General features: G+C 60.9%; 12 protein-coding genes, 2 tRNA genes and 4 pseudogenes. 6 read left to right on the top strand and 12 right to left on the bottom strand.

The annotated features are described in order from the left end of the window. Positions 1 to 3: 3 nt before the first annotated feature. From LPA45_RS34205 to LPA45_RS34190, 4 genes are all read right to left on the bottom strand, one after another. Positions 4 to 81, bottom strand: a tRNA-Ile gene (locus LPA45_RS34205). 2 nt (positions 82 to 83) lie between these two features. Beyond that, positions 84 to 157: transfer RNA gene (locus LPA45_RS34200), tRNA-Gly, on the bottom strand. Positions 158 to 2,745: 2,588 nt separating this feature from the next. Continuing rightward, on the bottom strand, positions 2,746 to 3,735 hold the full coding sequence (locus tag LPA45_RS34195; RefSeq protein ID WP_367395306.1) for an ATP-binding protein: 990 nt from the start codon (positions 3,733 to 3,735) through the stop codon (positions 2,746 to 2,748). Positions 3,736 to 3,776: 41 nt separating this feature from the next. After that, positions 3,777 to 5,708 (bottom strand): hypothetical protein, encoded by a 1,932-nt coding sequence (locus LPA45_RS34190; RefSeq protein WP_317925895.1) that lies wholly within the window; start codon positions 5,706 to 5,708, stop codon positions 3,777 to 3,779. A gap of 708 nt (positions 5,709 to 6,416) precedes the next feature. Here LPA45_RS34190 and LPA45_RS34185 point away from each other — a divergent pair. Genes LPA45_RS34185 through LPA45_RS34175 form a run of 3 tightly spaced genes read left to right on the top strand, consistent with a single transcriptional unit; the run spans position 6,417 to position 8,933 of the window. Continuing rightward, positions 6,417 to 7,577: a Mu transposase C-terminal domain-containing protein gene (locus LPA45_RS34185; RefSeq protein ID WP_367395305.1), complete on the top strand. Its 1,161-nt coding sequence runs from the start codon at positions 6,417 to 6,419 to the stop codon at positions 7,575 to 7,577. Positions 7,578 to 7,582: 5 nt separating this feature from the next. After that, complete coding sequence (locus LPA45_RS34180; RefSeq protein WP_367395304.1) at positions 7,583 to 8,452, top strand: TniB family NTP-binding protein; 870 nt, start codon at positions 7,583 to 7,585, stop codon at positions 8,450 to 8,452. Beyond that, entirely contained in the window at positions 8,427 to 8,933 is a 507-nt protein-coding gene (locus LPA45_RS34175; RefSeq protein WP_367395303.1) for a TniQ family protein, read from the top strand. The genes LPA45_RS34180 and LPA45_RS34175 overlap by 26 nt, the downstream gene beginning before the upstream one ends. A gap of 71 nt (positions 8,934 to 9,004) precedes the next feature. Here the strand turns inward: LPA45_RS34175 and LPA45_RS34170 are convergent. The 4 genes and pseudogenes from LPA45_RS34170 to LPA45_RS34155 form a co-directional block, all read right to left on the bottom strand. After that, positions 9,005 to 9,730: pseudogene (locus LPA45_RS34170) on the bottom strand (ArnT family glycosyltransferase); the annotation flags it as partial. A gap of 623 nt (positions 9,731 to 10,353) precedes the next feature. After that, positions 10,354 to 11,439 carry an IS630 family transposase gene (locus LPA45_RS34165; RefSeq protein ID WP_367395302.1) on the bottom strand — a complete coding sequence of 362 codons (1,086 nt, stop codon included), beginning with the start codon at positions 11,437 to 11,439 and terminating at the stop codon, positions 10,354 to 10,356. 368 nt (positions 11,440 to 11,807) lie between these two features. Continuing rightward, positions 11,808 to 12,119, bottom strand: coding sequence for a hypothetical protein (locus tag LPA45_RS34160; protein WP_367395301.1), 312 nt, complete (start codon positions 12,117 to 12,119; stop codon positions 11,808 to 11,810). A gap of 454 nt (positions 12,120 to 12,573) precedes the next feature. After that, positions 12,574 to 12,789: pseudogene (locus LPA45_RS34155) on the bottom strand (tyrosine-type recombinase/integrase); the annotation flags it as partial. Between the two features lie 196 nt (positions 12,790 to 12,985). On the opposite strand from LPA45_RS34155, the gene LPA45_RS34150 reads away from it, so the two are divergent. From LPA45_RS34150 to LPA45_RS34140, 3 genes and pseudogenes are all read left to right on the top strand, one after another. Next, positions 12,986 to 13,444, top strand: coding sequence for a tyrosine-type recombinase/integrase (locus tag LPA45_RS34150; protein WP_367395300.1), 459 nt, complete (start codon positions 12,986 to 12,988; stop codon positions 13,442 to 13,444). Beyond that, positions 13,435 to 13,701: pseudogene (locus LPA45_RS34145) on the top strand (transposase); the annotation flags it as partial. The gene LPA45_RS34150 and the pseudogene LPA45_RS34145, both read left to right, overlap by 10 nt. 955 nt (positions 13,702 to 14,656) lie before the next feature. Then, positions 14,657 to 15,277, top strand: a pseudogene (locus LPA45_RS34140) (MFS transporter); the annotation flags it as partial. A 275-nt stretch (positions 15,278 to 15,552) separates the two neighbouring features. Here LPA45_RS34140 and LPA45_RS34135 read toward each other — a convergent pair. The 4 genes from LPA45_RS34135 to LPA45_RS34120 all read right to left on the bottom strand — a co-directional run bounded on the left by LPA45_RS34135 (position 15,553) and on the right by LPA45_RS34120 (position 21,959). Continuing rightward, entirely contained in the window at positions 15,553 to 17,151 is a 1,599-nt protein-coding gene (locus LPA45_RS34135) for a TerC family protein (protein WP_367395299.1), read from the bottom strand. A 141-nt stretch (positions 17,152 to 17,292) separates the two neighbouring features. Further along, positions 17,293 to 17,673, bottom strand: a complete 381-nt coding sequence (locus LPA45_RS34130) for a hypothetical protein (RefSeq protein ID WP_367395298.1) — start codon at positions 17,671 to 17,673, stop codon at positions 17,293 to 17,295. Between the two features lie 49 nt (positions 17,674 to 17,722). Continuing rightward, entirely contained in the window at positions 17,723 to 20,827 is a 3,105-nt protein-coding gene (locus tag LPA45_RS34125; protein ID WP_367395297.1) for an efflux RND transporter permease subunit, read from the bottom strand. 10 nt (positions 20,828 to 20,837) lie between these two features. Further along, positions 20,838 to 21,959 carry an efflux RND transporter periplasmic adaptor subunit gene (locus tag LPA45_RS34120; protein WP_367395296.1) on the bottom strand — a complete coding sequence of 374 codons (1,122 nt, stop codon included), beginning with the start codon at positions 21,957 to 21,959 and terminating at the stop codon, positions 20,838 to 20,840. Position 21,960: the final 1 nt, after the last annotated feature.

The following is a 21,960-nucleotide window of genomic DNA, read 5'->3' as shown; positions in this document are numbered from 1 at the left end:
GAGTGGTGGGCCTGGCAGGACTTGAACCGGCGACCAATCGGTTATGAGCCGACCGCTACTGGACAACTGAGCTACAGGCCGTTTGGAGCGGGTGAAGGGAATCGAACCCTCGTCGTAAGCTTGGAAGGCTTCTGCTCTACCATTGAGCTACACCCGCGAAGGCACGGATTTTCGCACAAATAAGCGACGCGCGCGGGGAGACCATCGCTGTCTAAGCCTGCTGTACGGTTCGCGGGGCACCTTGTCCCGCCTACCGTCGTTGGAGTAACCAACTCCACGGTACTTATGTGCGCAGGCTGTAGACTAGGACAGGTATAAATACAGCACGTTGTGGGAGCACCTAGATAAAATCTGGTACTACCTCAGGAACAACTCACCTACGTTGGTCAACTACGGCGCTCGGCATCGAAAAGGCCTGCCGATCACGTGAAGAGTAATAAGGATAGTACGTCAGGGGCTGAGAGCGAACATATAGAAATCAATTAGTTATGAATTACTGTGTGGACGTCCGTATTAACATTGCGACGATTTTTCGAGTAGTAATGTTGATCCTCTCCGGCGGCGAGTAGTAATGTTGGAGCTATCGCTGGTCCGTCACTTCGTGTCATCTTTACTACTTTTCGCTCTGACTAATGCGGTTTCGCACTGGTTGATTAAAAGGAGCGTTTGCGCGAAACATGCCGAAATAGGGCTGCAATCACAGTCGAGAACCGAATGCGAGGTGGCCTTGCCGCAGAGTGAGAGTAGTCGAGCAGGGGACACGATCTCTCCGAACTGCAGAAGTAAAGATGATACTTTTTGCGTGATTGAGCGCGCGGAGCAACATTACTACGAATAGGTACCGCGATTACTACTCTTCACGACATCGCTGCAGGTTGCCAAGGCTCTTTGATTCGTAAGCGAAATTCGTCCTAAAGTACGCTGCACGGCAGTTGCCGAAAAGCAACGTCAGCGCATGGATGCTCAACATCCTTGAGAATGCGCCGAAATGACCCTAATGTAGGACGAGGAAAAATCCTCCGGCGCTTGCATACCTGAAGTTGTATCTACTTTCACCTAAATTTGTGGCTTGCTAATGGGGCGGGGCAAGGAACCTCAATCGAAGAAGGGCCATTCGCAGCGCCTTGATGGCTGTCCGCGGCGACTCGCCTATCCCCTGTACGCGTCCGTCGCATAGACGCGCGACCAACGCCCCGCCCGTTTCCCGGTAAATCCAGAACATCGCGCCGGCATCCTGCTGGCCGAGTAGGCGTCGCTTGCGAATATCGGCGTTGGCGGGGGTGAAGGTGGTTGCGACTGTCCAGCCCCTCTCTCGTGAGAACGTCAATCCGGGGCCTTGGCTATGCCATTGCGCAACGATAGCTCGCCTGCGACGGTGGCGACGGCGAGCGACGCCGAAAAGGCGCGCCGCTTTGCTGGTCCTCGACATGTTCCCCCACGCCTCGCCGCAATCAATAACCGGTTCGACAAAGCGGGTGATGTCACAACGTCGCTTCGCACCCCACCACGGACGAAGCGGGCAACCGTCAATTTCGACATGCCTCAGCGCATTCCCGCGGCCAAGGAGAATCTCGTGGACAGCCTTGTCCGCGTATGCCCACACCTGGAGCAACGCGGTGGCCGCCGCATGGTATGCGATCCAGGTGTGAGTCGCGGAGAATTCCCGACTCGGGGGGCTGATGGAGGCATGTAGCATTACCTGATCGCTCAACTCCGCAGACACGCCAGCCGGTGGTGCACGATAAGGCCAACGGCGAAGGCACACATAAGGTTCAACGCTTCGTGCCCACAGGCCCTCTGTGATCACCAGCGCTGCCTGGGGATGGTGCGCCAGCGTCTCGGCGGCGATCGCGGCAGTCGGAGCCTCCAACCACTTGGTGGCCCGCCGGGCCACATGACGTCGAAAGTGTCGCGCCATGGCGCGGTAGACCGAGAAAGCTGGTGCGTCGGACCAGTAGGACGACGCTTGCTCTGTTAGATCCAAGTTCGCAAACGCCTGCTGATGGCAACTGTCATTGTGCAAAATTGTGTTCGGCCCATGCACGACGCGCAGTGCGTCCCTCGTTGGATGTGGCTGTATGCCCGGTGGGCAAGGGCGTCCCATCGCCTCACTCAGGGCCAGAATTTCCTCCGGCTCGAGTCGTTGCGTCCAAAAGCACTGGTATGCAACGGCTTCCGAATGGGCGAGACATGTCATGCCGTCGAGCCACGCGACCAATTGATCCATGGCTTGCATGCTGGCTGAAGTCATTCGCGGGCGGCGACACAGCTCTGGGGTAAAGAACCGAAGCCTATCGCACGGACAGCTACCGGGCGGGCCGTCCGGATCCGACAAGATCATCATGAACGCGCGGCCGCAGCGACAGTGCGACCGCAGCGGGACGGCGTGGACAGGGCAGGTCTGCAGGAAGCGGAGCGCAAACAAATCGGTGTGATAACCCTCTGCCAGGCAAAGTGAACAGATCCTGGTGTCGTAGCCGAAAAGCGCAGGCCGCAACCACTCCGGTGCATCGTCAACGGTTGCCCACCGAAACTTCATCGCCGGCTCGCCCAGCAATGTCGCGAGCCGTTCCCGGTCAATCCCCCCGAATGGCTGGGGTGCCTCGTGCCGATCACGGGCTTGAGTCATGGCAGCAAGCTGGCGCGGCCGGAGCCCATTGAGCTCACATGCGCGGAGCAGCGTGTGATACAAGGACGCGTAGGGAAGGACGCTGCCGCGATGCCATGTCAGACGCGGTGGCTCAGTCATGTCTGTATCGGACTGCGATCGTTGCGTTGTCGCGCTGCGGTGGCTGACACCACTGCCATTAGCCTTCTATGTCCTGATGCCTCTACTACCTGCCGCCAAGAGGTCGGCGAAGTCACCTTCTCGACGTCCGCGCCAGAAGCCAGTCGCAACAAGACGTGGCGGCACGCGTGGGTTACCGTCTTCATCGGAAAGTTGATGGGGCCTGCGTACCGCGCGGGCAGGCAATCCGTCATGGCCTGCATCAGCGTAGCCGCGAAGTCGGCGAGTCGGAATCCCTGAGCCCAGGCATTGGGCACCAGGCTCGCAGTGAATGACAGGCCTGACCCCGGAGGCCATTCACTGCCGCTGTCATAGCCGGCCATGACATAAGCGAGTTCCTGCTCACTACGAATGCCATCGAACGCCTTGGTGGCCAGCATGAAGCGAGCCGCAGCATGCGCGCCGCCGGACAAGGCCATGGTGATTGCTTCGTCAAAAAACTGGAGCGAGGCCACCGAGATTACGCATAATCGAATTCGTTGCCGCTCGAGTTGACTGTGCAACTCCACGAGCCATAACCACTCTCGCTGCGACATACCCTGGGCTTCATCAATAACTAGCACCAGAAAGCGCCCACCGCCTTGGCTGGCCAGTTCGATCCAGCGTTCCAGCAACATATGGTGGCGCGCAAGCGGACTTCTCACGAATCGCGCCAGCGAATGGGAACTGGCTTGTAGCAATTCCGCATAGAAGCTGCCGACTGAATACAAACCGCCGGGGTCGGTGTGGCTCCAAACCACCATCGGCACATAGCCACCGCAGCGCTCCGAGAGCAATCGCTGTAGCCAGTGATTGACGCCGCTGGACTTGCCAAAACGCGAGGGGCCATAAATGGTGGCGCCATCGACCTGGTCATCGATCCAACCGGCTACTGTGTTCACCATCTCCTCAATCGCGACGGTATAAAGGGAGTAATCACTTGTCACAATAGGATGGTCGCGTGGCACATGACTCGGTGCCAGGGGAGGCGGGGGATTGTATGTAGACGCTACCATAGCTGGGCCTTTCGCATCGGAGGCAGGGATGGAGGCGACGCCGGTCCGGCTGGCATGGGATCGGCGGCAACTTCACTCGGCAGCGCTTGGCGTGCCAAGGTGACCATGGATTCTCCCGCAACCAGTTCGGCATACTGCTGAAGGATCCGCCGTGCCTCCAGATAAGCGGGGTGAGGAGGGAGCCGCTTGCCGGGCGAGCCTTCTGCATATTGCAGCAAAGCCTCGACCGCGTCGCAGCCGCTGGACAGGAAGAGCAATCGCCTGCGTTCGAGGGAGCGAATAGCCTGTCTGACATAAAGGGAGTGCGGGGTGCGGTGCCACGGAGGTGAGGCACGAACGACGCCGAGAAAATGTCCCTCTCGCGTTGACACTGCGGCGAACCGGGCATCGTCCTCGTTTTCTATCGTCAGCCATAATTTCTTGCCGAGCAGATCCCCGCGCAGGCCAAGCCACTCTGCGGCGTAACGGGCATTGGCGAAGCAGAAATGGGGTCGTCTACCTGTATGGCTGCCGCCCAGTAGCGTACAGAGCTTGCGCACACCCACCATTTTGCTTACAGCAATCGGATCCGCCGTGGGTAACGGTCGATCTTCCTGATCGGCCAATAATTCAAGCTGGTCAAGCGGACTGCGATACCCAAGGCCGGAATGTGGTGTGGCGTTGTAGTTCGCGATCAGGACGTCGAGTAGTTCCTGCGCAAACTCCAATTGGAAGTTAGTGTCCGTCGCCGTCTTCTCCGGGTCGGTGCCACGCTTCTGATCTGGTGAGTTGCCGGTGGTGGTCGCCAGGCGATGGAAGCCACCCGCAGCCAGACAGCGGAAGAATGCCTCGATGAAGGGGCGGTCGTCTTTGCTACGCCGGTGGCTAAAGCTGGCGGGATCCTGAGGCTTCAATATGCGCGCACCTACGACGTCTTGCAGGGCGGCTTCAACCCGATTGCAAATGTTCGCCAGCGCCCCATCGACGCTGAATTCGTCCCAGCAAGCTCCCACGAACCGTGGAGCCCGAAATGAAGGCAGGCCGGCGCCCTTGGCATAGGCGTTGTTGCTGAACAGAATGTCTCGCGGTGTCCACAGTGTCAATGCGCAACGTATGGCACGCAAAACATCCTCGGCACCGCACTCGCGGCGCAGCGACAAGCTGTAGCCGAGAACCGCGCGTGAAGCCACTTCAATCAGCACGACGACCCAGAGACGGTGAATGACACGCGGCTCGTGACCGCCGTGGGGTGAAGGGACGAGAATCACCATCCGCGCGTCGAGCTTGTGCGCATCGCATTCAACCCGCTCGAACAGCCGCAATGCTGGACGGCGTGTCCCATCGCCTGTGCGTGTCTTGCGCAGGGCCTCCGGGCCTCCAAGTAATGCGCTACGGGTCCGTAGCGGCGCCTCCGCGATGACGTCGGCGATGAAACGGCATATGGCCTTGTAACCTTGCTTCGCAACGTTGAACGGCCATTCACCGCGCTGCTCGAAGCCTCGTTCCCGCAACGCGTTAAGGAACCAGCGGTAGAGCACTGCCCGAGGTTGTCGGGTCGACTCGAGCGTCTTTCGATGACCAAGGATCTGCTGGCGAAACTCAGCTTCCAGGCCTTGACCTGCAGCGCTTCGGAACACGGCTTGAAGCGCTCCGGCTGCACCGCCGCCCCAGGGATTCACTGCAATAGGAGCAGTACGCGTGTAAGGCCGGACGCGTGCGTGCGGCAACAATCCGCGCCAGCCGTAGATTTGTCCGTCAGGATGCGGTGCAAGGCAACGCTCAGTGATCAAGCGGTACACCTGGGCGCGGCCGATTCCCGCATTGGTCCTTATGTCCCTGCCGCTAGCGCCATCCAAATAAAGCCGCACCGCGCAAACGCGTGCGCGGAAGTTGGCACGCTGAGCCTCGGGCAAGGCTTGGTCGTCGACCGCGGGCCACGTCGCCAAGTTGATCTCGACGTCTGACGCATCGGCAGCAACGGTTCGGGCTCGCAGACGTAATCTTGCGCGCACTCTACGGCCCTCCATCCCGCTCCAACTAGACACAACATTAGGTGAAATCGCTTCCCCGGAACACAACTTTCCGTGGGAAAGGCAACGCACCTAGCGAGGTAGAGCCTTAGCAACGCCCTGATTTGATGGGACTTCCCGAGTCTCGGTGTCGATTGACCGGAGTCACAACTTTAGGTGTGCGAGCGTGCAACGAAGCGCGAACTGGCGATTGCGAGAGTCTTACGTCCGCTTGGGAGGGCTCCTCTCTCGCGTAAGCAAGCTGAGAACGCGGGCAAATTGCTTGGACTCCATTGGGCTACGGTTTATCACTTGCGCCGGCGCTTCCTCGCGGATCCTGTGGCGAGCGCGTTGATACCTTATGACCGAGGTCCCAAAGTGGGAAAGCCGCGTCTAGCAGAGACTGTCGAGGAAATCGTGAGTGAGGTGCTGACCGATTGGCTGCCGCGACAGCCTCATCTCGCTCATCCGCTCTTCGAGCTTGACTTCGAAATCCGGAAGCGATGCGCAGGGGCGAGTGTTAGTCCGCCAAGCAGATCTACCATTTCGCGACGATGGGCCGCCCATCGGAAAGAGGAGGCCCTTCGGCTCGCAACGCAGCCGGGCTCTGAGATTCCCCCAGGTCACCTTGTGGCGCGCTGTCCGATGGATATTGTGCAGATTGATCACACGCTGGCCGATCTGATCCTGGTTGATGATGCGAGCCGACGCCCAATTGGCCGGCCATGGCTAAGCATAGCCCTCGACGTTTCGACAAGATGCGTCGTCGGCGTATATGTCGGGATGGACCGCCCCAACGCAGCAACGGTCGCGTTGCTATTGACCCGCGTTGTCTTGCCCAAGGATGGCTGGCTTGCCAGTCTCGATATTAGCGTCGATTGGCCTATGCACGGCATTCCACGGCTACTTCACCTCGATAATGCGGCCGAATTCAAAAGCAGGGCATTGCGAACGGGGTGTCGGGAGTATGGTGTTGAACTGATGTATCGACCTGCGGGAAGGCCGTACTTTGGAGGACATATCGAACGCCTGATGAGGACCATCATGGAACGTGTCCACAGCCTGCCAGGATCGACCGGATCGTCGCCCAAGGGGCGCAAGGCCCGACCGCCGGAAAAGGAAGCCTCCTTAACGATCCGGGAATTCGAGCGGTGGCTAGTTCTGGAGATTGCCGAGCGCTATCACCACAACGCTCACCGCGGGTTGCAGGGAGCCACTCCTTTTTCGCAGTGGGCAACGGCAGGTAGGACGGCGCCTCCACGCTTACTTCCCAATGCGGCGCCTGAACCCTTACGCTTCCTAATCCAGTTCTTGCCGATGGCCTATCGGACCGTGCAGTCATATGGGCTGACGCTGTTCTATCTTCGATACTGGCACCCAATATTCGCAGCCTGGAGGGCGACAAAGCAGAAAGTTATTGCAAGGTACCACCCTGAGGATCTCTCCAGAATCTTTGTCAGTGTCGACGGGAAGCACTACGTTGAAGCGACATTTTCGGATTTGCGCCGTGGCCGGGTGTCATTGTGGGAGCAGCGCAGTGCGTTACGGCGCTTACGATCCCAAGGCAAGGAATTTGTCACAGAAGCAAAGGTATTTGACGCGATTGATGAGCAACGTCGGATTGTTTCCCGCGCTAGATCGCAAACGTTGGGGGCAAACCGTCAAGGCGAAGCTCTGAAGGAACTGGCACCACAGATCCTTGGCGAGGCGCCAAACTTGGTACGTGCAAACGCGTTGGACAAGCGATCTGAGCCGGCAGTGGATTACAACAAGCCGCCCCCAGTGTTCAATGTCGAGCCGCTGTAATTGCGATGCGCCCGCTGCTAACACATCTGCTCCCGGCCGCGAGAGAACTGGCTCTGTGCGACGATGGTGTCAGAATTAAAGGCTTGGCACGTAGCCATTGGATAGATTATCCGCGCGCAACCCAGGCGCTGGAGATTCTCGAGCGTCTCCTGCAAACACCTCAGCGGGAGCGTATGCCGTGTCTACTGCTGCACGGAGATTCCAACATCGGTAAGACGCAGATTGTCTCCAAATTCCAGCGTCGTCATCCACCCGAGTATGACGAAGGGAAGGGCGTCGAGTTGCGAAGAATCGTTGCCATGCAGATGCCACCGACACCCGAGCAGCCCCGGTTCTATTCCTCATTGCTTTTCGAACTGGGCGCTCCCTTCAACGCAGCGGCAAGGCTATCTGCGCTTGAGAACCTGAGTCGCGCACTGCTTCGAAAAGTTTCGGCGCGCATGCTGATCGTTGACGAGGTTTATCACTTGTTGGCAGGCAACTATCGGGAGCAGCGTGCATCCCTGAATCTGCTGAAGTTCCTCGCCAATGACTTGAAGATCGCGGTTGTCCTCGTTGGCACTCAAGACGCCGTCATGGCGCTCCAAACGGATCCCCAGATGGTCAGTCGATTCGCCCGTCTCGAGGTGCCGAGATGGCAGGAGACGGAGGCATTTCGTTCTCTTCTCGCTGCCTTCGAGATGATTTTACCGCTCCGACGTCCGTCGAATCTCGCACGCCGAGAAATGGTACATGCCATTCTGACTGCAAGTGGAGGGCTAACCGGGGAAGTGTCGCGCCTCCTGACTGTCTCCGCAGAACTCGCGATCCGGGATGGGCAGGAGGCCATCGACCTTGGTCACATAGAGAATGCAGCACAAACCTTGCTCTCCTGAGGGTGTCAGGCCTTGGCCTGTTGCTCCGCGCCCATTCGATGACGAAGCGTTTGGCGGTTGGCTCGGTCGCCTGGCCGCAAGGTATCAGATCAGTGTTGACCAGTTGTGGCAGATTGGCGACCTTGGGGCGTTTCCAGCGTTGACCAATAGTGGCTGGCTTCTATTCCCCCCGATGGACGAGCAGGCGCTGTGCCGCCTTGCGCTGCTGACTCACATTGGCATCCAAAGGCTCGAAGCACTTCAAACACCTATGGCCTGGGTGTCAGACCGAGATCAGCTCCCATACTGCTTCGACTGCCTGGTTCTGAATCCCGTCGACGTTTTCTCGCCTCGCTGGAAGCGGGATTGGCTGGATCCGCACACGGCTGTCTGCCAAGTCCCTGGCCATAGGCTGAATACGCTCCCGCCATGCACGCTACGCTTCTGCCGCAACCTCACTGCGGTCCTCCGTGCGATCAGCAAGCGACAGCGCAAGGGGTAGGTAAAAGCGTTGAGATTTCGATATTGCCGGAAATTGTGACCGCCATTGGCGGAATTAACGATCTGCAACACAGACACCAGCCAGAACCACGGCACCGTCACCACCAGCATGACGACGATGCCGGCCGTCAGATGCAGGCGGCGCCACAGCCCGAAGTCGCGCGTCACCAGTGTGTAGACCACCAGCACCAGCCCCGGCAGTGCCAGCCCGATCAGGCCCTTGACCAGCACCGCCACGCCCATCGCCGCCCAGCACGCCAGCATCCAGTTACGGCGTTGCGCTGCGCTGGCATCGGGGTGTTGGGCCAGCAGCATGAAGGCTAGTACGCAGGCCATGACGCCGGACAGCGTCATGTCCAGCGAATTGAAATGCCCGGCGACATTCCACATCGGCGCCGAGACCAGCACCAGCCCGGCCAGCAGCGCGGCGCGGTTGCCGAACCAGCGCGCCGTGGCCAGCATCGACACGCCCAGGCCCAGCAGTCCCGACAGCGCAACGCACAGCCGCGCCTGCCAGTCGCCCACGCCGAACAGCGTGTACGACAGCGTGGTTACCCACAGGTGGAAGGGCGGCTTCTCGAAGTACTTGAGCCCGTGGTAGCGGATCGTCACCCAGTCGCCGGTGACGAACATCTCGCGGGCAATCTCGGCATAGCGGCCTTCATCGGCGCGCAGCAGGTGGCGCATGTCGAGGGTGCCGAACCAGACCAGCAGGACCAGCAGGCTGACCAGGATGGCGGCCGTGGTGGTGGTCCCGGCCGATAGCCCGGCATACCGCGAGGTCGATGAACTACGCATAGAACTCCTGGAAAAGCGCGACGAACGGATGATCCTGCGTGGTGCGCGGTGACGGGAAGCCATCACAACGCATGGCGCCGCCCAACGGGGTGACACAAGGACGGAGCCCTCGGCCAATAATCACTCCAGGGCCGGCCGATGGCCGCCGCCGACGGGCAGAAGCAGCGCCTGGGACGCCAAAACTGCCTCACGGGCCCGCGAGGCGGGCAATGGTAGCACGGCCGCAGGGCAGCCCCGCTCGCTGGCGGAGTGGACGACCGGCGCCGGCCGGGGCCAATTGTGCAGCCAGTCCCAGGCTGCCCGCCATATGGGGTTCGGGTCACGCCGGACATGATGTCGTTCGTCAACCGCCGGCATCTGAGCCTTCTAATGAGGGCAAGGATGTCACCCCCTTAGTATTGGATTTCACGTAGGCATGTCGGGGTCGATACGCTTTCCATGCAAGCCATTAGCTTTCCTTCGCGTACTGACGCGGCGGCGAAACCGAGATCGGGGTGCTCAATGTCCGGGCTATTGGCCCGGACTACCTTCTATCCGTCCGACGCGGGGCCGGGGCCACAAACCACATGCGCAAAGTGCTGGGACTACCCCTGTTACCTGCGCGCCCCATCTAGTGGTGTGCGTCAAACGGATTGCATCTTATTCAGCTTTGCCCGGGCACGCGTGACTTTCGCCAAGATGTCAGAAGCTTTGGCGGTCCAGATGAACGGTTTCGGATCACGATTGTGCCTCTCCATGTATTGCTCGATGGTGCTGACCAATTCGGGTACTGAGTGAAAAGCCGAGCGCCGCAATTGGTTCTCTGAGAGGTCACGAAAGAAGCGTTCGACCATGTTCAGCCAGGAGGCGCTGGTGGGGGTGAAATGCATGTGAAATCGTGGGTGTTTGGCGAGCCACGCTTGTACATTGGGGTGCTTGTGGGTTGCATAGTTGTCAGCGATCAAATGGAGCTCGCGGTCCTTGGGCGTACTTCGATCAATCTGCCGCAAGAAGCGCAGCCACTCTTGGTGTCGATGCTTTGTCATGCACTGACCAATGACACTTCCGTCGAGGGTGTTCATCGCCGCGAACAAGGTCGTCACGCCATGACGCTTGTAGTCGTGAGTCATCGTTTGACAGCGACCTGGCTTCAACGGCAGGCCTGGCTGGGTCCGGTCAAGCGCCTGAATCTGGCACTTCTCGTCGCAAGAGAAGACCAATGCGTGTTCGGGTGGATTGAGATACAGCCCGACGATGTCTTCCAGCTTCTCGGTAAAGTGTTTATCGTTCGACACCTTGAAGCTCACCACCCGATGCGGCTTGAGTCCATGCGCCTGCCAGATGCGCCGCACGCTCGCCGCACTGACGCCGGCCTTCGCTGCCATACTTCGCGTACTCCAATGCGTCGCGTTATCCGGACGCTGTTGGGTTGTCAGTGCCACGATGGCCTTGACCTTGCGCGCGGAAATCTTCGGCTTTCGTCCCGGCCGCGCCTCATCTTGCTCGATCCCCGCGAGTCCGTTGGCTATAAATCGCGCTCGCCAGCGTGCTACTGTGCCGCGCCAGACACCGAGCTCTGCGCCGATCTCTTTATCCATTTTGCCCTGCGCTGCGAGCAAGATCATCTTGGCGCGCTCCGCAAGCCTCACCGCGATCGTCCGGCTCGTAGCCCACGTTTCTAGTTGTTTGCGCTGTGCTTCACTTACCTCAACCTGTGCCGCGATTCTCATGAGTTCGCCCTCCATATAAAGCAGACTCACTGATCGCCATTAAGTTGCATTATTTATGACGCAGATCACTAGAAGGACGGCTACCCGATGAAAACGCTTTCGACCCGTCGCTCGCACGCCGTGTACTCCTAGCCTCGGCACCTCGATCCTGGCCAGCGTCGCACAGGCTTGTACCGTCTTGTAGGCACCATCGTGCGTGAGCGCCACGTCGGCGGGTAGGCGGTACGCTCGACGGTGGCCATACAGGATCTCGGCAATCTCTGAAGGGCCAGCCAGTCTAGCCGAGGACGGTGGCAAAATTCCCAAGCACCCGCTTGGTGTCTTGGAATGCACGCTGATTCGCGTGAACACTTCGGCCTATGGCAAGGCTACTTGCATTCGACCTTTTTCACGTACTCCCCATCGCTCTTCCATTCTCGCTCGATTAGGCAAGGACCGTCCCGAAACTTCTCTTTCTGTCCATAGCCACGCGGCCCACCCTTGCATTTGTGTTCTTCCTTGAATTCTCCGTTGTGTTTGCCTTCGCGCTCGACCTGGCAGCGGCGACTGTGGAATCTCTCCTTGTATTCCTTACCGCCGGCGCGATAGTAAGAATCATCGGAAAAGGCAGGGCTGGCCCAAAGCGCGGCGGCCAGAGCCAGCCAGTACGTCTGTGTGCGTTTCGACTGCATGCTGAGCATATAGGTATCGTGATGCCTGGCGGCAGCATAGCATCGGGCCTCGGCGCGATGCTGTATCAAAGGGTTACCAGGGTGCCATGGTACGTCGCTGGGAGTGCTCTATGACCGCGCCGGGAACCACAATGTGCCGATACGCGCGGGGAACCGAGCCCGGTCATCTGAGGGTGCGGAGAAGAAGCGGGGCTGTCGTGAAGTCGTGCTGCAACGGCTCTGCGGGTGACCATCGCCGGATTTCACGCGGAAGGTGCGACTACTCATTGGCGTGACAGACCTCAACCGCATTTGTCGGATTGAGCGGCCTGCCGCTTATAACTAACGGAAATGTTTTTGGTTGTCTATATAACCGCAAGGCTTATGATAGCCGATTGGCTGTTTAGGCACAGTTGCTGGTTATGCTCAGCTGATCGGCCGACGACTGCTAATGCCGGATCGCCGGCAACGAGACTGCACATAATCAGAGCTGCTGCAGGAAGGCGAGCACGCTGTCGGAAGGCTTGAACCGGAAGGTAGCCGCCTCGGCTGGCGCTAGCTTCTCCAGAGCCCGCTCCTTGGTGGCGAGATCGGCATCAATGTAGACGTGGGTTGTTTCGATACTCTCGTGCCCAAGCCAGAGGGCGATGAGGCTGATATCGACGCCCGCCTGCAGCAGATGCATGGCCGTCGTATGTCGGCTATGTCTTGAACGACATAGCCGACATTGTACTAAACCGCTGACGCGGTAGTGGGAGGTAGGCGAACGTTGTTGCCTAGCGGTACGTCGCAGGCGACCTGAAGGTGGGACTGGCGAGAAGAAGGGGTATGGAGACCCGGGAGCAACATGGATAGGCCCAACGGGCATTCCATTCACTGCTTCCAGGAGTTCCGCCATGACACCGCTTCGCGAACGCATGCTGCACGACATGCAGATCCGGAATCTCGCAGACAACACGCAAAAATCCTATCTGCAGCAGGTTTCCAGTTTCGCCCGACACTTCCGCCGCTCGCCTGAACTCCTCGGCCCCGAAGAGATCCGCGCCTGGCAAATCTACCTGACCAACGAACGCAAGCTTGCCCCGAGCAGCGTGCAACTGGCTGTGGGCGCACTGCGCTTCCTGTACCGCGTTACGCTCAGGCGGGAATGGAGCGACGAGGACTTTCCACTGCCAAAGCGACCCGTGAAGCTGCCGGTCATCCTGAGCGCGGAGGAAGTTACCCATTTCTTCGAGTCGGTCCCCAGTCTCAAGCAGCGCACCATCCTGATGACCGCGTATGCGGCTGGCCTGCGCGTGTCAGAAGTCGTCCATCTGCAGGTCACCGATATCGCGCCGCCACAACAAAGACCATGACCCTCGCGGCCGACGAGTTCATCCGCCGCTTCCTGTTGCATATTCTGCCCAGCGGCTTCAAGCACATCCGCAGTTACGGCCTGCTCGCCAATCGTTGCCGGGCCGCCAAACTGGCTACCTGCCGCCGCCTGCTCGGCGTGGCGATGCCCGCTGCCGACGCACCCGTGGTAACCGAAGACTACCGCGACCGTTACCAGCGACTCACCGGCAAGTCGCTTCGCGATTGCCCGGCCTGTGGCAGGGGCCACATGGTCTGAACCTTCCTGCCCGGCGCACTGCCGCGTCCACCACCATGCACTCATCCCGTTCACTGATCCGCATCGGCATGATCACCGACCACGTTTCCATTCACTCCTGCTGGCAACGCGCTCGAGCTTGTGCCACCAAATCTCTCCCGCGTGCAAAGGTATCCGGAAGCTGCCTAATTCATCCTGCCATGTCGACCCTTGCACCCCTATCGCACGATAGCCATCGTCACTCCATCGCAGTCCGGTGCCCGGCTTACGCGTGTGGAGCGCGCCGGATCACCGCAGCGACGATTCAACGCCCATAGACGCACCCGCCTGCGCAGCGGTTCAGCACAAACGGTTTCTTGATGACCGGTCGCGGGCTGACCTCGCCGGGCCCCACTCACACGCCTGCGGCCGCGACCGCTAATCAAAAAACCCTCTGCTTTATGCGTTGCAGAGCATAAGGGCTCATCTTGGCATGACCCCAGATTGGTCCGTTTGGTCAAGTGTGGTGTCTGCGGTATCAGGCCTCGGCGGCGTCTGGCTGGGTGGGTGGCTCACATCCAGACGTGAGTGGACGCGGGAGGAGAAACACAAGGAGAACGAGGCCAACTACCTCGCCATTCTCGTGAGCGCGCTCATCTCGATCGCTTCGTGAGGGGCTGCATGGCTGTCGCGTTCGATGATGGCACCAGCGAAGGCCGCCCAGCCGGCGATGGCCGGAAGACGTATGAGGCGACTGTATCAACACCTACATTCGATCCGCTGGCCCTCGATGTCGATTGGAAGGTGCTGCCTCCCGATTTTGATGCGGCGTGTCCTGACGCTGCCGTATCGCGTCGACGCATTGAACATGCACATCGCCGCAGTGGGGAATTACGATGATCCGCCGGATTACGCCGATTTCTTCTGGGAACGGCAGCATGGCTACGCGGCGCTCGGGCTCGACGTCGTCCACCCGTCGCGGGAGCTTCGGACTCATGTGGGCCTTTCGGTCGAAGCGGTGGGCATTGCCCAGACGCTGGCATGGGGCTCGACGTACTACCTGCCGGCAATGCTTGCAACACCGATGGCTCGAGACCTTGGCGTTTCGACACCCACGGTCTTCGCCGCTTTCAGCGCAGCGCTCATCGCTTCCGCGCTGCTCGGGCCGACTGCCGGCACAGTGATTGATCGCCGGGGCGGCCGATCGGTATTGGTGGCCACCAGCATGATTTTCGCGCTCGGGCTGGCTGCACTGGCTTCCGCGCATGGCGTTGTCGGGCTCTTTGCTGCATGGCTGATCCTTGGCATTGGCATTGGCATTGGCATGGGCATTGGCATTGGCATTGGCATTGGCATTGGCATGGGCGCCGGTTTGTACGAGGCCGCGTTTGCGAGCCTCGTCGCGCTCTATGGCAACCGCTCGCGGGGCGCCATCACCGGCATCACGCTAATTGCCGGCTTCGCCAGCACCATCGGTTGGCCGCTGTCTTCGTTCATGGAATCGCACATCGGCTGGCGAGGTGCATGTCTTGCTTGGGCGGCGCTTCATCTCACACTCGGATTGGTTCTGAACTCAAGCTTGCCGCCGGGGCGCGATCGCGAGTGCTGCGACGAAGGCGACGGCCACGATGCCGGCGGGCGAGCAACAGGTACCCACCGATTCACCCTCGCAACAGTTTGCGCGCTGAACAGCAGTGACGAGGAAGAGAATCACGAAGACGACGGGGGGCCCAAAGGCGGATGATCATTCGCCAGAATGTTGACGTAGACGCCGGCGCGACGGCGCGGATCGAGGCAAGATGCGGTCAGTGAGACTCTACGTCTGCCATGTCTGGCCGAGGGACGCGGGGGACATATCCGATGGTTCATGGCATGGGCAATCCATGACCTGCCTCATCCGGCTCTGTCAACGTCTGGCTCGTCCGCCGAGCGGTGTGATTGATCGCCTTGGTTACCAACAAATTTCACATCGACGCGATCAATACGGCGATCGGAAACCTCCATGACCGTGAAGCGATACCCTTCAAGCTCCACGGTTCCCTGAGGCGGAGGGACCATACCGAAGTGCCTGAGCAGGAGACCGCCGAGCGTCGAGAAGCGGCCATCCGAGCCGACCCAGGCGGCGTCGATACCGAGCGCTTGCGCAACGGCGTGAAGGTCAGCCGAACCGTCCATGATCCAGCGACCCTCTCCGGCCGGGACGATTGCCAGTGTTTCGTCCTCATCTGGAAACTCTCCAGCGATGGCTTCCAGGATGTCGATGGGTGTTACAACGCCAAGGAACCCGCCATACTCGTCCGTCACCAGGACGAGCTGGCCGCGCGAGTCTCGAAGCGTATCCATCAGTCGGAGGACGCCAATGGATTCATGCACGATGATCGGTCGTCGGAGGCTGCGCTCTACGTCGATGGCGCCGTTCTTCACCAGATCCCCGATCAGATCCTTACCGCGGGCCACACCGATAACGTCATCCAATTGACCGCGGCAAACCGGGAAATAGCTATGTGGCGCTTCGAAGATCTGCTTTTGCAGGGTGTTTGCGTCGTCCTCGATATTCAGCCAGGACAGGTCGGCGCGCGGCGTCATGACCGAGCGTACCGATCGCTCCGCCAATGACAGGACGCCGCTTACCATGTTGCGTTCCTCGGGCGCAAAGGCCGGCAAGACTGCCGCTTCCTCACTGGTCTCTTCCCGCTCGTCACGTTTGCTTCCCCGGTGCGCACCGAGCAGCCCCAGCACGGCGTCGGCGGTTCGCTCGCGCAACGGAAGCCGCGCCTCATGCCGGAGGAAGTTGCGGCGCGCCACCTGATTGAAGAATTCGATGACAACGGAAAAACCAATCGCGGCGTAGAGGTAGCCCTTCGGAATATGGAAGCCCAGGCCGTCTGCAATGAGGCTCAGGCCAATCATCAGCAGGAAGCTCAGGCATAACACGACAACGGTGGGGTGCGCGTTCACGAACCGTGTTAGTGGCTTGGAGGCAACCAACATGGCGGCGATCGCGATGACCACCGCGGCCATCATCACACCCAGATGATCGACCATTCCGACCGCCGTGATCACCGCGTCGAGCGAGAACACGGCGTCAAGAATGACGATCTGCGTCACCACCATCCAGAAGCCGGCATAGACCGATTTGCCGCTCTCGGCGTGCGGCATGCCCTCGAGCCGCTCATGGAGTTCGACGGTCGCCTTGAAGAGCAAGAACAATCCGCCTAGCAACAGGATGAGATCTCGTCCTGAAATCGAAATGGGGCCGATGGAGAAGAGGGGGCTCGTCAGGGTGATGAGCCAGGACATCACGGAGAGCAGACCCAGCCGCATCAACAACGCGAGGGACAACCCGACAACGCGCGCTTTGTCTCGCTGGGATGGCGGGAGCTTATCCGCAAGGATCGCGATGAAGATCAGGTTGTCGATGCCGAGCACGATCTCGAGCACGACAAGCGTCACCAGGCCAATCCATATTGAGGGATCCGTCAGCCATTCCATTGTGGGTCTTGAGGGAGTTGAGAAGGAGCCATCTCCACGGCCAACCCGGCAGCCGCAGTTTCTAGGTCATTCTAAGGCAAGGATCCGAGCGAGCTGGAGCTGACCCGCATCGGCGAGATGCGGGTCAGCTCTACATGTGACTCACTTGACCGAAAAGCGCGCCGTCACCGATTTGCCGTCGGCAAACTTGATCACCGCCACGGCCTTGGACCCCGGCGCGACCTGAACCTTATCGGCCGCGACCAGCGCATTGCCGGTACCTGCGGCGAGGGTCGTCTCAGTTTTCTGTGCGCCGGTCAGCACCGTCAGCTTGCCACTGGCGCCGGCCACCGGCTTCTTCGCATCGTGGTCGTCCACGTAGATGGTGATGGCCCCATCCTTGTTGACGAGCTCGAACTGAAGGTCGCCGGCGGTCTGGACTACGCCGCCATACTGGGCCGGCTTAGCGCCGTGCGCCATCGCCAGGCTGGAGAACCCGAGGCTGGCTGCCATCAACATCGTTGCGATCTGCTTCTTCATCATGTACTCCAAAGATGCAGCGACTTGCGGGCGTCGCTGCAGTAGCCCTTGATCAATAGGCTTCGCGACTCTGCTGTGCCAGGATGTTCTCCAGCGGCTTGCGGCCGAACAGCCAGAACGCCAATGGTGTGAGCAGCGAATCAAGGAGGGTCGAGCTAACCAGCCCCCCAAAGATGACAACCGCCACCGGATGCAGGATTTCCTTGCCTGGAGCGTCTGCCGAGACCAGCAGCGGCGTCAGCGCGAACGCGGCAACCAGCGCCGTCATCAACACCGGCGTCAGGCGCTCCAGCGAACCGCGCACGATCATCGGCACGCCAAAGGACTCGCCCTCGAACCGGCACAGGTTGATGTAGTGGCTCACCTTCAGGATCCCGTTGCGCGTGGCGATACCCGTCAGCGTGATGAAGCCGACCATCGATGCGACGGAAAGCGTGAGCCCGCCCAGCCACATCGCGATCACGCTGCCGATCAACGCAAACGGGATATTCGCCATGATGATCAGCGTCAGCATGGCGGACCGGTAGCGCGAATAGAGCACCAGGTAGATCAGGGCGAGCGACACCATCGACAGCAGCACGATAAGTTGTGTGGCCTGTTCCTGGGCCTGGAATTGCCCCTCAATATTCACGAAATATCCGCCTGGCAATCCGGCTTGCGCGACCGCCGCCCGAACGTCGCCGATAACCCGTGCCATGTCGGCACCATCCGTGTTCGCGTAGACGACGATGCGACGGCGGCTGTTCTCACGCCCGATCTGGTTCGGCCCATCGCCATCCTCCACGCTGGCAATTGCCGACAGCGGTACCGGACCGCGCGGCGAATCGAGCATGACCCTGGCTAGGTCCTGCGGCGTGCGGCCTGCGTCTGGGAGTCGCACGACAAGATCGTAGCGGCGCACGCCCTCTATGACCTGCGTGATCCGGGTGCCGTCCGACAGCGTCTGCAACGCCTTCAGCGCTTCCCCGGCAGGGATGCCGTGCTGCGCCGCCTTGCGGTAGTCGAGACGCACGTTGACCTGCGGAATTAGCACCTGGCGCTCGACCGTGATATCCACCAGCCCAGGCACGCTCGCCAGCCTTCCGCGTACATTCTCTGCCAGGCCGCGCAGGGTATCGAGATCGTCGCCGTATATCTTCAGCGCGATCTGCGCGCGTACGCCGGAAAGCAGGTGGTCCAGCCGGTGCGAGATCGGCTGGCCGATCGCCACGGATGCCGGCAGCACCGCCAGTTGCGCGCGAATCGCCGCCATCACTTCTTCGCGGCTGCGGTCCGAGCGCTCGAGGTCCACGTCGATCTCGGATGAGTGGACGCCCTCGGCATGCTCGTCGAGCTCGGCCCGGCCCGTGCGACGCCCGACCTGCGTGACCTCGGGCACCTGGCGGATCAGCGTCTCGGCCAGGGCACCCATGCGATTGGCTTCTGCCAGCGACGTACCGGGATTGAACATCAGCGACATCACCAGCGATCCCTCGTTGAACGCCGGCAGGAAAGCGCGCGGAAAGAACGGCACGGTCGCCGCGGCCAGTGCCACAACGACGGCGGCGGTTCCCAGGATGGGCTTTGCGCGGGGAAACGACCAGTGCAGGATCCGTGTATCGACCCGTTTGAGCCACGCCACCAGGGGGCTGTCCGGATGATCCAGCCGCTTCATCTGTGGGAGCAGGTAATACGACAGCACCGGTGTTACCGTCATCGACACCAGCATCGAGGCCAGGATCGACACGATATAGGCAATGCCCAGCGGTGCGAACAGCCGCCCCTCGATGCCCGGCAGCGCGAACAGCGGCACGAACACTAGCACCACGATCAGCGTGGCATAGACGATGCCCGAGCGCACCTCGACCGAAGCCCGCCAGATCACCTCCAGCACGGACGGCGGGTCCTCCATCGACTTGCGCTGCCTGAGCCTGCGCAGGATATTCTCGACATCGACCACCGCATCGTCGACCAGCTCACCAATCCCGATGGCGAGGCCGCCCAGCGTCATGACATTGATGGACTGGCCGAGCAGGTGGAACGCCAGCGCCGTCACCGCCAACGACAACGGAATGGCGACAAGCGAGATTGCCGTCGTGCGTGCGCTCAGCAGGAAGATGAACAGGATCACAGTCACCATGATGGCGCCGTCCCGCAAGGCTTCGGCCACGTTACTGATCGAAGCCTCGATGAAGTCCGCCTGGCGGAACAGCACCTCGGGGGCCGCGATCCCTTGTGGCAAGCCTTGCTTCAGGCCGGCCAGGGCGCTCTCCAGGTCCTTCGTCAGGCGAACCGTATCCGCGGCAGGCTGCTTCTGGACACTGACGATCACCGCCGGCTTGCCGTTGAACCCGGCATCGCCGCGCTTGAACGCAGCAGCGTAGCGCACCCCGGCGACCTGTTCCAGCAGCACCGGTGTGCCGTCCTTGTATGCGACGGCCAGGCCCTGCAAGTCTTCCAGCCGATGGGTGCGGCCAAGATTGCGGATCAGGTACTCGCGGCCGTTCAGGTCGATAAAGCCGCCGCTGGTGTTGGCGGCGAATTCACGCAGGGCACGCTCGACCTGGGCGAGCGCCACGCCGAACTGCGCCATCTTCGCCGTATCGGGCTCCACCCGTAGCTGGCGCACTTCGCCGCCGATCGGAATCACCTGCGACACGCCGGGAACGGAGAGCAGGCGCGGGCGCAGGACGAAGTCCGCGTACTCGCGAGCCTGCATCGGGCTGGCCCTGGCGGGGTCGATCGGCAAGGCGATCAGCATGATCTCGCCCATGATCGAAGAGACCGGGCCCATGATCGGCAACAGCCCCCCCGACAACTGCTCCCTGACCAGGGCCAGCCGCTCCGACACCAGTTGCCGGTTGCGGTAGACGTCGCTGCCCCAGTCGAATTCGGCATAGACGATAGACAAGCCTACGCCCGAGACAGACCTGACACGGGTAACGCCGGGCATGCCGTTGAGGGCGGTCTCAATGGGAAACGAGACCAGCAACTCGACCTCCTGCGGCGCCATTCCACCAGCCTCAGTGATGACCGTAACAAGCGGCTTGTTGAGGTCGGGGAAGACATCCACAGGCGTGCGCCACGCGGTCATCGCGCCGTAGGCCATCAGGATGGCGGCGACGGCGAGCACCAGCAGGCGATTGCCCAGGCTGGCGCGAACGATCCAGTTAAACATGCCCGTGCCCCTAGCGGATCTGGTTCACAAGTGCCGCGCCGGACACCACCACGCGATTCTCGGGCGATAGCCCTTTCACCACGACCACGGTGCGCGCGTCCAACACACGCGCCTCGACCGGCTGGGCGATGAAGCGCTGCGTGCCGGATTTGATCCACACCACAGGTTCATTGTTTGCGTTACGCACCAGCGCCTCGCTCGGCAGCGCGATACCTTTGACGGTATCTGACAGCCGGGCCACGACCGTCACCGGCTGGCCGACGGCCAGCGGCGAAGCATTGCCCGTGAGCCGGAACACCAATGGCACGGCACCGTTCTTCAGGCTCCGACCGGCGCCAACAAAACCCAGCTTGCCACCGTCCACCCGCCCGAGCGTACCGTCCTGGATGCGCGTGGCCAGCGTGGCGTCGGCAGTGTTCGCCTCGATCAGCATACGGCTGGGGTCCACGACCTCGTACAACACATCCGTCGCCGCCACGACCTGACCCGCCAGCACGTTCGCAGTCGCAATGACCCCGGTAGCCGGCGCGCGCAGCATCACGGTCTGATGCAGGCTGTTGCCGACCGCCAGGCGTTGGCCGGACAGGCTTTGCACTTCCGCGCGCGCGGCCTCGATCTCCTTGCGCGGAATGCTGTCCTGCAACGACTCCAGGCGCTGGAGCCGTTGTTGCGCCAGTTTCAGATTGGCGCTCAGGCTGGCAAGCTGTGCCTGCTGGTTGCCGATATCGAATGGCTCATTCTTGTGTCGTAGCATGGCGAGCACCTGCCCCTTGCTTACGCTTTGGCCAAGTGCGGGGAATCCGCCCGGCGGCGGTTCGATCCAGCCAGGATGCCCGGCCTGCAGGCGCCCACCTGCATTCGGATCGATGGTAACCACGGCGTTGAGTTCCACCGTGACGGGGTGCTCGGCCAACTGGGGCATGATCGTACGTATGGCCATCCTGCGCTGTGCCAACTTGGGGATCTGCACACTCCCGTCGGGCAGGCGCGCCAGGCCCCCACCGGTGGCAGCGGCCGGGCCGTCCAGATGTTCCCCGTTCGGGCCATGGGCGCCGGGCGCCGCCATGGCTGCAGTAACTGCAGCCATCGTCAGGGCCGCGGCGATCATCACAATCTTTGTCGTCTTCCTCATG

Source organism: Cupriavidus sp. Agwp_2, from assembly GCF_040784895.1.
GTDB lineage: Bacteria > Pseudomonadota > Gammaproteobacteria > Burkholderiales > Burkholderiaceae > Cupriavidus.
This window is presented reverse-complemented; position numbering and strand designations above follow the sequence as displayed.